Source organism: Methylobacter svalbardensis (genome assembly GCF_037671525.1).
GTDB lineage: Bacteria > Pseudomonadota > Gammaproteobacteria > Methylococcales > Methylomonadaceae > Methylobacter_A > Methylobacter_A svalbardensis.
Genome location: NZ_JAWPOH010000022.1, coordinates 16666 through 28653, shown reverse-complemented (window position 1 = coordinate 28653; position 11988 = coordinate 16666). Strand labels below are relative to the sequence as shown.

At 46.3% G+C, this 11988-nt stretch carries 11 protein-coding genes and 1 pseudogene; 7 read left to right on the top strand and 5 right to left on the bottom strand.

All coding sequences use genetic code 11. The annotated features are described in order from the left end of the window. Positions 1–176 precede the first annotated feature (176 nt). A complete protein-coding gene (locus tag RW114_RS10520; protein ID WP_340122704.1) occupies positions 177–1310 on the bottom strand; it encodes an exopolysaccharide biosynthesis polyprenyl glycosylphosphotransferase in 1134 nt (377 codons plus the stop codon). 705 nt (positions 1311–2015) lie between these two features. On the opposite strand from RW114_RS10520, the gene RW114_RS10515 reads away from it, so the two are divergent. The 3 genes from RW114_RS10515 (at position 2016) to glgC (ending at position 5157) form a co-directional block, all read left to right on the top strand. After that, positions 2016–2231 carry a hypothetical protein gene (locus RW114_RS10515; RefSeq protein ID WP_340122703.1) on the top strand — a complete coding sequence of 72 codons (216 nt, stop codon included), beginning with the start codon at positions 2016–2018 and terminating at the stop codon, positions 2229–2231. Positions 2232–2419: 188 nt separating this feature from the next. Beyond that, positions 2420–3460: an acyltransferase gene (locus RW114_RS10510; protein WP_340122702.1), complete on the top strand. Its 1041-nt coding sequence runs from the start codon at positions 2420–2422 to the stop codon at positions 3458–3460. Between the two features lie 425 nt (positions 3461–3885). After that, the gene (gene glgC, locus RW114_RS10505) at positions 3886–5157 is read left to right on the top strand and encodes a glucose-1-phosphate adenylyltransferase (protein WP_340122701.1); all 1272 of its coding nucleotides are present in this window, start codon (positions 3886–3888) and stop codon (positions 5155–5157) included. A gap of 280 nt (positions 5158–5437) precedes the next feature. Here glgC and RW114_RS10500 read toward each other — a convergent pair. Both RW114_RS10500 and RW114_RS10495 read right to left on the bottom strand, forming a co-directional pair. Continuing rightward, positions 5438–5571 (bottom strand): annotated as a pseudogene (locus RW114_RS10500) (IS1 family transposase); the annotation flags it as partial. Between the two features lie 322 nt (positions 5572–5893). Further along, positions 5894–6385: a hypothetical protein gene (locus tag RW114_RS10495; protein WP_340122699.1), complete on the bottom strand. Its 492-nt coding sequence runs from the start codon at positions 6383–6385 to the stop codon at positions 5894–5896. A gap of 326 nt (positions 6386–6711) precedes the next feature. Between RW114_RS10495 and grxD the strand changes: the two genes are divergently transcribed. Next, positions 6712–7035 (top strand): Grx4 family monothiol glutaredoxin, encoded by a 324-nt coding sequence (gene grxD, locus RW114_RS10490; protein ID WP_340122698.1) that lies wholly within the window; start codon positions 6712–6714, stop codon positions 7033–7035. 68 nt (positions 7036–7103) lie between these two features. On the opposite strand, the gene rnt is transcribed toward grxD, so the two are convergent. Then, on the bottom strand, positions 7104–7727 hold the full coding sequence (gene rnt, locus RW114_RS10485) for a ribonuclease T (protein ID WP_340122697.1): 624 nt from the start codon (positions 7725–7727) through the stop codon (positions 7104–7106). A 118-nt stretch (positions 7728–7845) separates the two neighbouring features. Here rnt and RW114_RS10480 point away from each other — a divergent pair, with 118 nt between their 5' ends. Beyond that, entirely contained in the window at positions 7846–8607 is a 762-nt protein-coding gene (locus RW114_RS10480; RefSeq protein ID WP_340122696.1) for an MlaA family lipoprotein, read from the top strand. A 33-nt stretch (positions 8608–8640) separates the two neighbouring features. Here the strand turns inward: RW114_RS10480 and pyrC are convergent, their stop codons facing one another. Beyond that, the gene (pyrC, locus tag RW114_RS10475; protein WP_340122695.1) at positions 8641–9678 is read right to left on the bottom strand and encodes a dihydroorotase; all 1038 of its coding nucleotides are present in this window, start codon (positions 9676–9678) and stop codon (positions 8641–8643) included. Positions 9679–9785: 107 nt separating this feature from the next. Between pyrC and RW114_RS10470 the strand changes: the two genes are divergently transcribed. Beyond that, positions 9786–10052, top strand: coding sequence for an FmdB family zinc ribbon protein (locus RW114_RS10470; RefSeq protein WP_340122694.1), 267 nt, complete (start codon positions 9786–9788; stop codon positions 10050–10052). A gap of 96 nt (positions 10053–10148) precedes the next feature. Further along, positions 10149–11942 carry an aspartate--tRNA ligase gene (gene aspS, locus RW114_RS10465; RefSeq protein ID WP_340122693.1) on the top strand — a complete coding sequence of 598 codons (1794 nt, stop codon included), beginning with the start codon at positions 10149–10151 and terminating at the stop codon, positions 11940–11942. Positions 11943–11988: the final 46 nt, after the last annotated feature.

Below are 11988 nucleotides of genomic sequence, written 5' to 3'. Positions count from 1 at the left end.
CTCTGAAAACATGACGATCACTGGCTCGACCATGCTTCAGATTTAGCCGTTGAATACTTTTAGACAAACCAAACGTCCTGAGGATTATCTGATGCAATTCAACCGAAAATGTTATAATTTAATGCCATCCTTAAGCCTATAGCCTAAGGTCCTGACCGGATTTGTTGCTTTATGCATTACATGGCGCCTCTGCACCTTAAAACTTCCTTGACCGTTCTGAGTAATATCTTTAAGTCATAGAGTAGAGACCAGTTCTGGATGTAGCGAATATCGAGCCTCACCGAGTCATTCCATTCTGTTTTACTGCGTCCTTCTACCTGCCAGAGTCCGGTGATCCCCGGCTTCATCTCCAGTATTCGCCTGAGATGCCACGCTTGGTATTTCTCTGCTTCGTAAGCAAGGGGGGGCCTCGGTCCAACCAGGCTCATGTCTCCCTTTAACACATTAAAAAACTGCGGCAGCTCATCAATACTGGTTTTTCGAATGAATTTGCCAACCCTGGTTATTCTGGGATCAGACTTAATTTTATAGAGTGGTTTTTCCGCGTCCCCTTGATTGGTTTTTGCGTGATTACCGCTGATAAAGTCTTGGACGTATTCACGGTGTATTTGATTATCCATATTCACATGCATGGATCGGAATTTGTAGAATGTGAAAGGGGTGCCTTGCTTGCCCAGGCGGGTTTGACTGAAAATGACAGGCCCCGGCGAAGTTGCTTTGATAGCCAATGCGGTAATTAACATGACAGGCATAAAAGCAAGTATGCCAATAATCGAGCCTACGATATCAACACCTCTTTTTAATAAAAATTTAAACGATGAAGCATCCGGTGCATCTCCTGAATCCCACAGTTCGAAAGGGAAAGCATCGGGTCGAACGCATCCGTTTTTTGCCAGGCTTTCAAATATATGATCGGGATAACTTGAGGTAGTAATAGAAAATTGTGACGTTTCATTAACTAATTTTGCGCAAATTTCTTTCGCTCCTGTCTCGTCTGTATCGGGGAGAAGCACGCATAGGGATTTATGGTTAACGAAGCCGCTAATGTCGGTGTCTCGTGTTTTTTCCCGAACAACACCTAAAATCTCATTCATATTAATGGATTCGACATCAGTCTCGTCATTAAGGGTTAGCAATATAATTGATAATGTGGATTTAGACCGTTGCGCCCGGAGTGTCTCAAGGCGCAACTGCTTGAGAAAATAAGGGTCATAAAAAATTTCACCAGAAGTAACCCGATAGTGACTTGAATTATTGGGTGAGATGGGAGATGCCCCTGGCTCCACTAATAAATGTTCATTTATTTTCATTTTCATTCCTAATGATTATTATCATGAGCGTAGCTGTATCTTAATTAAGTAATTATTTAAAATCAAATAGCTATAAAAAACAGACGTCATTGTCATGGAATAAACATATTTTATAACTTATTGATTTAAGATAATTTTTATCTCACTTAGTAGTTGCGCTATATTTGAATTAATGAACGGTGAATATTGAACTTTAATACATCAACCAAAAAAACCGCTGGAATCAGATTTATAATAAAAGAAACAAATCATTTGTACAATCAGTGGAAATACTTATTGGATGAAAGTACTACGCGTCTGAACGTGTGTTATTTTGTTTGCGCGCGCCGGCACGATAGTCATAGCATATGAGTTGCCATCTCCAGACAAGTTGGCTTAAGCTCAGACTCATAATGGTGCGTCTTGGTGATGTCTGAGCGGAAGTTGTCCGGAACAACCACATTATGAAAGCCAGCCAAAAACAGGCGTGCCAGGATTCTTCGCGAAAGTTAAAAGGGGAATCATCCGGTTTAGCCACGAAAAATGACCTAGCAATTATTGCCTTCGGTGGTCCTCAGGGTGGTAATTCAGCACATCGACCAGCTTCGGGTCTTTGATAAAACGCCTGACACCCTGATCCATAGAGTGGATACATCAAATTCCTGTAACCTTTTTACCGGGCCATAATGCCGGAGCAATTCCCAGAACAAGCGGCGGTAAAGCCACGTGCCGTATCTGGAAGCGGAAGCGCCGAGCATACGTAGGCTCGGCTGTTACTTTGATGACAGCGTGCATGAGCTTTTAGGGTTCAAGGACGATAAACTCCAAAGTCTTTATCATTTTCCGGTAGGTAAACTACTGGAAAATAAGCGACTGGAAACGTTACCGGCTTATGGGCATTTAAATGATGTAGTGCAGGGGTGGAATAGAGATCACAAGTAAGTTCGAAATGCGGCATTTTAAAAAACGAGTGTCGTTTTTGTTTGTGCGTGACGCTCAACTAGCTTACAATTAATCCAATATAAACAATAATTTAGATTGGCTCATGAAAAATTTACGACAAATCGGGTTTTTTATAAGACAATCGATGTCGTGTATATCACGTCGGGCACAAGAAAACAGGGAGCAATATGCGTTCTAATTATTGGGATGCCTGGAAAGGCGTCGCCATACTAGCTGTTGTGGCAATTCATGCCACCGGAGAGTCAGGCAAGTTTCCCGCCGAGTCTTTCAATTGGTATTTCGGCTTGGTTTTTCGCCAGATCATCAATTTCGCCGTGCCGCTATTTCTTGCATTGGCCGGCTTCTTTGCCGCCCGCGGTTCAACGAGCTTTAGCCTGCATTATTATCATAGTCGGCTTGGGCATGTCCTACCGCCATATTTATTCTGGACGGTGATTTTTGTTCTTCTGAAGCACCCTTCAGATTTCTTTTCACCAGGCGCACTATCTAAAGACATATTTCTCGGAACAGGAATTGGCATTGGGTATTTTATTGTTGTACTGGCTCAATTTATTTTTATCACGCCATTTATTTTAAAGATAAAGAAGGATTGGCAGCATATCTTGATAATGGCGGCGATCTTTGCTGGATCAATGTTTATAACGTACGAAATTAGGATAAATCAAGCAGAAAGTACATGGGCACAATTTCCAATGAATGCACTTCCTTTTTTCGTATGGTATCCGTTTTATCATCTCGGTATTTATGTTGCTCAGCTGAACTCTGCTGACAACGATGCGCTTTCATATCGCTCGCGGACAATGTTTTCTTTATTCTTGTTATTTACTATCGCTGCGGTGATTGAAGGTGTGTATCTTGCGCATCAAGGCTTCTTTTCATTCGGCGCTTCTCAAATTAAATTTTCTAGTTTCATGGCTTCTATATCGCTTTTTATGTTTGCGGTGTCATATTTTAAAAAAGGCCAAGTGAGTACCAATAATACATATGTTGTGTGGCTAGGCAAGAATTCATATCCAATCTACCTAACGCACCTTCTATTTCTTCCACTAACTGGATCTATCCTGAAAACCATTCCATTCGTCTATTCCGCCCAGCCCCTTTTTATTTTTATCAACACCACCTTAACTTTGGCAGCATGCGTAATACTGATTCGTTTCGTGAGTTTTGCGATCCCTGATGTGGTTCAGAAGAAGTACCTCGGTATTTAGCCCAACAAGATGCTGCACTGGACGGCGTATTCGCGCTAGCAATCCACCATATGTCGGGATGATCTGACTATCGCCCGGACTTTTTCAAGCGGTTTTTTATGGTCCAATATTTTGGATATTGTGTGTCAAATTGCGGTTTGCTGACGCGAAAACCTACGCTGATAGCATCAGGGCGCACCGCTCTAATGCAGAGTGACAGTCGAAGACACTACTTTGGTTCAATTTTTCAAAATAGCCAGGCTTGCGATTTTTGAGTCATTGTTACAAGAGCACGGCCGCCATGGGCTAGCAATAACCGAGTTTTACAGTCAATTATTGGCATAAATAATGCTAATTCTTTATTTGTCGCGGTAAATGAATCGACCGGGCTGCCTCAATCCAGCAGGAAAGCCTGATGCTTATCGATCGAATTGACGAGGTGACTGATGCTCGATAAAACCATAACTATCATTCTTGCCGGCGGTGTGGGTTCGCGGCTGCATCCACTGACGGCCGACCGGGCCAAGCCGGCGGTGCCATTCGGCGGTAATTACCGAATCATCGACTTTACGCTGACCAACTGTCTCCACTCCGGGTTGCGACGTGTGCTGGTGCTGACCCAATACAAGTCGCACTCATTGCAAAAGCATCTGCGCGATGGCTGGTCCATCTTCAACCCGGAAATTTCCAAATACATCACTCCGGTGCCGCCACAGATGCGAACCGGTGAATCCTGGTATTCCGGCACAGCCGATGCCATCCGCCAAAATCTGTACCTGCTTGAGCGCAGCAATGCCAACACCGTGCTGATTTTGTCGGGAGACCATATCTATCGGATGGATTATGCCGCCATGCTTCAGTTTCACCGTGACCAGGGAGCGGAGCTGACGATTGCCTGCATGCCGGTGCCGCTCGCCAGTGCCAGCTCTTTTGGTATCATGTCAGTGGATGACGCTTATCGAATTCGCGAGTTCCACGAAAAGCCGAAAAATCCCAAGCCCATGCCTGACGAACCACACCTTGCACTGGCATCAATGGGTATCTACATTTTCAACATGGATCTGATCTGTCGCGAATTGCAAGCCGACTCCGATTTCGCCGCATCAAGCCATGATTTCGGCAAGGACATCATTCCGCGTCTGATCGAAACATATTGTGTATGCGCATACCGGTTCGGCGGAAAAACTGGACGCGTCACCCCGGATCAATACTGGCGCGATGTCGGTACGATAGATTCGTATTACACGGCGAACATGGATCTACTGGCTCAGGTTCCGCCGCTGAACCTGTATCAGTCCGACTGGCCCATCCGCACCTACCATGGACAAAACCCGCCGGCTCGGATGGCCCCCGGAGCTCTCGGACACGAAGGGCAACTGGTCAATTCTCTACTCGGCAGCGGGACGGTTGTCTCCGGCGGTACGGTCAGGCATTCGATCCTGTTCTCCCAAGTCCAGGTCGATGAAACTGCCGTAGTCGAAGATTCAATCTTGTTTGACGGGGTACATGTCGGAACGGGTGCCCAGTTAAAACGCTGCATCGTCGACAAAAACGTGCAGATACCGCCTGGCGAGCGGATTGGCTTTGACGTCACCGCCGATGCAGTCCGCTTCACTGTCTCGGAATCCGGTATCACCGTCATTCCGAAGGACTACCATTTTCCGACTAATGACTTATACAATCTTGTAGATCAGGCAACGGCCAATACGGCTCATTGAGAGGTCGGTAATCTTGATCCTAAAAACCGCAGTTAGTCCGCGAAAAGCATGAAAGACACGAAAGAAATCAGTATGTTGTATTACGCAGTCATTCATCCTTTGGGTGACGAGCTACAACTTGGTATCTCTTTGAATATTTTCGTGCTTTTTGTGTTTTTCGTGGATCAAATGATTTTTCTAGGTTGATGCGTTATTTATCAATTTAAAAACGTGAACAAGCATTGAGCTATCAAAGCCACTTAGCTTTTAAGCTAGTGGCGATAAGTATTCCGGTAGTGGGTCAAACCTGTAACTTGGCATGAATATCGACGCCAAACTCTACCTTATTGACAAGCAGTCCAATGACGGTATCATGCATCAAAGCTGACTTGGAAAACAGATGGTTTTCCTTGCCAACCGTTTGCTCCAAGTTCGTAGCGTGCTTATCCGGCTGTCACGCACAGCTACTAAATGTAGTGAGACCGCGTTCGCTGGCATATAGCTCAGCCTTGGTGGAAGCGGTGCGTAGACAATCAACATACTACCTGTAGTTCGTGTGTGCGTAAACCGGATAAACATGCAACAAACTACAGATTTAACCCATTACTCTGTGTTTGAAGATAAAACATAAAACCAATCATTTTGCGTTACTGTCAATGGCCAAACTTTTCATTAAGTGAAGCAAATAGCTTATGCTGAATTGCAAAAAATTGAGGGCTGCGTAACATCAGTTAAGTCATTGAGACAAATTTGTTATTCATGGCAACTGTCCAAGCTTTTTGTTTTTAATGCGGGTTCCCATCAGGTAGTCGAACCAGGGCCAAGTCACACACCAGTTCGCGGCGCAGTTGCCACCAAGATGGTGATCGTAATGCCAGCATAAGTGTTGCTTAGCCCAGGCAGGATTTAGATGAGCCTTGCGATGTTTGTAGTAATAAAGCATTAACGATGCATACACCGCGCCGGTAAACAGGGGGAAGAGTGGAAACAACGGCAGATGCAGCAGTACAATGCCTGCTAACACCGCCAATTCCTTGGTTTGGGCGTTCCATGTCGTTAACGTCAAAGATCGATAGCCCGGATCGAGCATCGCGTTTTTGGTGCAAACCGCATGGTGTTCATGCCAATGATAGGCCCAGAAACTCTGCCGATTTTGACCCAACGCGTGCAGTATGTATTTATGCATCAGCCATTCGCCGGCATTGGCATACAGCAGCCCCAAGATGACTTGTGCGGCTAAGCTAAACATGGAACATAAAATAAGTTGCAAAAGAAACCTCATTCTTCTAGAGATGAGCTTAGTGGTAATGACTGTCGGCTAATTAATTCATTGATGTTAGAAGGAATATATACGCTTTGTCGCTGTTGTCAAAGCTGTTAAAAGCCATTGCAGACTAAAGTTAATGTGTTTTGCGTTCTCTGCTTGGGCTCTGAGCCAAAACAAACTGAACCTATTAGATGCCCAGCCAATATTATGGGAAGTGAGGGCCGGGGTGTTGGATTGAAAGATTTCCTTTTTTAATAAATATAAAGTTGATAAAATTACTAGGTTTATTATTAATCGGGTGAATCATCATGAGCGTTATTGAAAGAATTAAAGATCAACTTGAAAATAATCAGGTTGTTTTATATATGAAAGGGTCGCCGGATTTTCCTCAATGCGGCTTTTCCGGCCAGACAGTTCAAATATTAGCGGCCTGTCATGCTAAATATAAGCACGTTAATATTTTTGAGGATCCTGAACTTCGCGAGGCATTGAAAGAATATTCAAACTGGCCGACCTATCCGCAGCTTTATATCGGCGGCGAGTTGGTCGGCGGCTGCGATATTGTTATCGGTCTGTATCAACAGGGCGAGCTTGCAAAAATGCTGGCTGAGGCCGGTGCTGTAGCGGAATAAGGTCTGGCGCGCGGATGATGTGGATTGTTATGGAAAAATCCGTGTCATTCGTGCGCTTGTTTTTGTCATCAACTAGCAATCGACTCCAGCTGTTTCCATCGATTGACTATCATACAGAATAATTCTGCTGTCTTTTCCGCGTCATAGAGCGCTGCATGTGCTTTTTCGTTATCCCAGTCTAATCCTGCCGTTTGGGCGATTTTTGCCAACACGGTCTGTTGATAAGCCAATCCCCCCAGTGTCGCGGTATCGAAAGTACTGAACGGATGAAAAGGACTGCGTTTTATTTGGGTTCTTTGAATGGCTGCATTTAAGAAGCCGATGTCGAAAGCCGGGTTGTGTCCGACCAGAATTGCCCGAGTACAGTTGTTACGCTTGACGGCATCTTTAATCGGTTTAAACAGCATGTGCAGTGCCTCTTTTTCGTCGATCGCCATGCGAAATGGGTGGTGCGGGTCTATGCCGTTAAACTTAAGTGCGGCAGCATCGAGTTCGGAGTTTTTAAAGGGAATAACGTGTGTGGTATAACGTTCAGTAATTTCCAGATCACCGTTACCGTCAAATTCAACGATGACGGCCGCAATTTCCAGCAATGCATTTTTTTTGGGATTAAATCCGGCTGTTTCTATGTCGACGACTACCGGGAGGTAACCGCGGAAGCGTTTGTCTAAGGGAGTTACAGGTGTATCCATTTTTTAATGTTTGCCAAGAAGTGCTGAAATGATGGGGGAATAAATGCGGTAATTTATGATATGTTACGCGAAAGTTTACTCAATTATAAAAAATAATAGCAAAAGTAGAGAGAATGTAATGCAACAGAAAAAATTAATGACCCCGCTTGGATTTCTTGTTTTATTGAGTGCGTTGGGAGGATGCGCGACTGTTGCCAATGACCCTAAAGATCCATACGAAGAATGGAATAGGGGCGTGCAATCGTTTAATGACAATCTTGACGATTATGCAATGAAGCCGGTTGCTAAAGGTTATCGCTGGATAACGCCATCGTTTGTTGATCAGGGAGTGACTAATTTTTTTGGTAATATTAGAGATATAGGTGTGACCATTAATGACCTGTTACAGTGTAAAATAGAGCAAACCGGTATGGATGGCTCGCGCTTTATCGTCAATACCATCGCCGGTGTTGCCGGTTTTGTCGATGTCGCGGCGATGATTGATTTGCCCAAACATAATGAAGATTTCGATCAAACCCTGGGCGTTTGGGGGGTGCCGACCGGTCCTTATCTGGTGTTGCCGTTTTTTGGCCCCAGTTCTCCTCGTGGCGTGGGTGGTCTGGTCGGCGATGCGGCGATGAATCCTATTAGCTATATTGATAGTGGCATTATCACCGGCAGTCTGTTTGCGTTGAATGCCGCTGACTTACGGGCAGACAATCTGGATACCGAAAAAATTGCTTCGGAAGCGGCTGTAGACCGGTATGCGTTTTTTAAAAGTGCTTATTTTCAGCAGCGTGAATATCTGATTCACGATGGCAATTTGCCGGAAGGAGTGGATCTGCTGGATCTTGATGAGGACTTTAATGAAGATAATTTGGCTCCGGTTAAACCGTATTAAAAATCAGGCGAAGGGCGAAAAGATCTTGTATTTTTAGCCTTTAGCCAATTTCCAGCACAACTCTTCGTTGGCCTTGAGCGGCGTGATGGACAGATCATCTTCTCCATAAGCAGACGGCACTTTCCAGGCGGTTTTTTCCAGCGTGATCGTGCCTGAGTTCCTGGGCAAATGGTAAAAATCAGCACCGTAAAAACTGGCGAAGCCTTCCAGTTTGTCCAAGGCGTCCGCCCGCTCAAATGCTTCCGCGTATAGCTCCAAAGCTGCATGAGCGCTGTAGCAGCCGGCGCAACCGCAGGCGGTTTCCTTTAATGAAGTCAGATGCGGCGCACTGTCTGTGCCCAGAAAAAATTTTGGATTGCCGCTGGTCGCGGCCTCGACCAATGCCAAACGATGAGACTCGCGCTTGATAATCGGCAGGCAGTAATAGTGCGGTCTGATGCCGCCCGCCAGAAGCGCATTGCGGTTAAACAGTAAATGTTGGGGGGTAATGGTCGCAGCAACATTTGTGCTGGATGCTTGTACAAACTGCACGGCTTCAGCAGTGGTTACATGCTCAAGCACGATGCGCAAACCGGGGAAATTAGCGGCGATGCCGGTAAGATAGGTGTCGATAAATATTCGTTCCCGGTCAAAAATATCGCAAGCGTCATCGGTGACTTCGCCATGAATCAGCAGCGGGATGTCCAGTCGCTCCATGGTCGCCAATAACGGATAAATCGCCTTGATGTCAGCAACGCCGGAATCGGAATTGGTGGTCGCACCTGCCGGATAAAGTTTAAAGGCATGGATATGTTCGGATTCGGCGGCTTTTTTTATTTCAGCCTCGGTCGTCGAACCGGTCAGATACAGCGTCATCAGCGGTGCAAAATCCAGTTCGGCAGGAATGGCTTGCAGAATTTCTTCCCGATAAGTCAAGGCCTGAGCGACCGTAGTTACCGGCGGCTTGAGGTTGGGCATGATGATCGCGCGGGCAAATTGCCTGGCGGTATGCGGCAGAACGGTTTTTAAAACGGCCCCGTTTCTGACGTGTAAATGCAGGTCATCCGGTTTGGTGATGGTTATTGTTTTCATTATTGAAGGTAAATTCTGTAAAATAGGCGGTTATTTTATAGTAAGTGTCTTGAAAAACTAAACATAGCACTTATCGTAGCTATTATTTTTTGTTATCGGAGCGGTAAATGCCAATATACGAGTACCAATGTCAATCATGCGGTCATGAGCACGAAGCGCTACAAAAACTCAGCGCCGAGCCTCTCATTACCTGCCCGGCCTGTAGCAAGCCGGAATTAATGAAGAAGATTTCTGCGGCGGGATTCCGATTAAAAGGCAGCGGTTGGTACGAAACTGATTTTAAGAGCGGCACCAAAAAAAATATAGCGGGCGAGGCGAGTAGTCCGAGTTCCGCACCATCCTCCGGCGGCTGTTCAGGCGGCGGTTGTAAATAGTAAAGCAGGCGAAGGCCTCAAGGCGAAAGGCAAAAAAACAGGCTTTCGCCTTGAGCCCTTCGCCTTTTATCTTAATCAAATCAACAGGGAAAATTTATGCGTACTCACATGTGCGGAGTATTAAATACACAACAGCTGGACGAAACGGTTTCAATCTGCGGTTGGGTACATAGACGCCGCGACCACGGCGGCGTTATTTTTATCGATCTCAGAGACCGCGCCGGCTTAGTGCAAGTCGTGGTTGATCCCGACATGGCTGATATTTTCGCGATTGCTGAAAGCGTCCGCAGTGAATATGTATTAAGAATTACCGGATTGGTTCGCCACCGTCCCGAAGGCACGGTTAATGCCAATATGCATTCCGGTGCGATTGAAATACTGGCTAAGGACATCGAAGTCCTGAATGAATCGGAAACCCCGCCGTTCCCGGTGGAAAGTGAGATCGAAGTTAACGAAGAACTGCGCTTGCGCTATCGTTATATCGATTTGCGCCGTACCGTAATGCAGGAAAAAATGAAAGTGCGCCGCGATGTGACGCGGGTGTTAAGGAACTTTCTTGATGACAACGAGTTTTTTGAGATTGAAACGCCTTACTTAACCAAAGCGACACCCGAAGGCGCGCGCGATTACATCGTACCAAGCCGCACCCACGAAAACTCGTTTTTCGCGCTGCCGCAATCGCCGCAATTGTACAAGCAGATGTTGATGGTGGCGGGCATGGATCGCTATTATCAAGTCGTACGTTGTTTCCGCGATGAAGATTTGCGCGCCGACCGTCAGCCTGAATTCACCCAGCTGGATATCGAAACCTCGTTCATGAATGAAAACGAAATCATGCACATCATGGAGGAAATGATCCGGCAGTTGTTCATTAAAGTGATCGGCGTGAATCTGGGCGACAAATTTCCGCGCATGACTCATCAGGAGTCAGTATCACGTTACGGCGTTGATAGGCCCGATTTGCGGATTCCGCTGGAATTGGTCGATATTGCCGAGGACATGAAGGATGTCGATTTCAAAGTCTTCTCGGCACCGGCTAACGACCTGAAAGGCCGCGTCGTTGCGATGCGCGTACCGAATGCCGGCGATTTAAGCCGCAAAGACATTGATGCGCTGACCAAGTATGTCAGCATTTACGGCGCACGCGGTTTGGCTTATATCAAGGTTAACGATCTTGCCGCCGGTGTCGATGGTTTGCAATCGCCTATCGTTAAATTCGCGCCTGCTGAAGTGTGGGACAGCGTATTGGCTAAAACCGGCGCACAAAACGGCGATTTAATCTTCTTCGGCGCGGATAAAGCCAATATCGTGAATGAAGCAATGGGCGCGTTGCGGGTCAAACTGGGACATGATCTTAATTTGATTGAAGGCGAGTGGAAACCGGTTTGGGTGATCGACTTCCCGATGTTCGACTGGGATGAGAAAAGCGGCCGTTACAACGCGATCCACCACCCGTTCACAGCGCCAAGTTGCTCGGCTGAAGAACTGATAGCCAATCCGGGCGCGGCCTTGTCACGCGCTTACGATTTGGTGTTGAACGGCACCGAAGTCGGCGGCGGTTCAATTCGTATCAACCGTACTTCCATGCAGCAAACCGTATTTGAGATTTTAGGCATCGGCGAAGACGAAGCCAGGGAAAAATTCGGCTTCCTGTTGGATGCATTGAAATACGGCGCACCTCCGCATGGCGGCCTTGCTTTCGGCCTTGATCGTTTGGTGATGCTGATGACTGGATCGAGTTCTATCCGTGACGTAATCGCTTTTCCTAAGACGCAATCGGCGGCTTGTCCTTTAGTCAGCGCACCGGCGGTAGTGACGGATGAGCAATTGAAAGAGCTGGGTATTCGCTTGATTAAGCCAGCGGGAAAAGAAAAAGCTAAGCAGGATTAAGGCTACTTATTTTTGTATTGTTTACCACCAAGGGTACACTCTTGGT

Bases quoted from the DNA above. Each gene is read 5' to 3' on its own strand.
- RW114_RS10520 (WP_340122704.1), bottom strand. From the start codon at position 1,310: ATGAAAATAAATGAACATTTATTAGTGGAGCCAGGGGCATCTCCCATC.
- RW114_RS10510 (WP_340122702.1), top strand. From the start codon at position 2,420: ATGCGTTCTAATTATTGGGATGCCTGGAAAGGCGTCGCCATACTAGCT.
- glgC (WP_340122701.1), top strand. From the start codon at position 3,886: ATGCTCGATAAAACCATAACTATCATTCTTGCCGGCGGTGTGGGTTCG.
- RW114_RS10495 (WP_340122699.1), bottom strand. From the start codon at position 6,385: ATGTTTAGCTTAGCCGCACAAGTCATCTTGGGGCTGCTGTATGCCAAT.
- grxD (WP_340122698.1), top strand. From the start codon at position 6,712: ATGAGCGTTATTGAAAGAATTAAAGATCAACTTGAAAATAATCAGGTT.
- rnt (WP_340122697.1), bottom strand. From the start codon at position 7,727: ATGGATACACCTGTAACTCCCTTAGACAAACGCTTCCGCGGTTACCTC.
- RW114_RS10480 (WP_340122696.1), top strand. From the start codon at position 7,846: ATGCAACAGAAAAAATTAATGACCCCGCTTGGATTTCTTGTTTTATTG.
- pyrC (WP_340122695.1), bottom strand. From the start codon at position 9,678: ATGAAAACAATAACCATCACCAAACCGGATGACCTGCATTTACACGTC.
- RW114_RS10470 (WP_340122694.1), top strand. From the start codon at position 9,786: ATGCCAATATACGAGTACCAATGTCAATCATGCGGTCATGAGCACGAA.
- aspS (WP_340122693.1), top strand. From the start codon at position 10,149: ATGCGTACTCACATGTGCGGAGTATTAAATACACAACAGCTGGACGAA.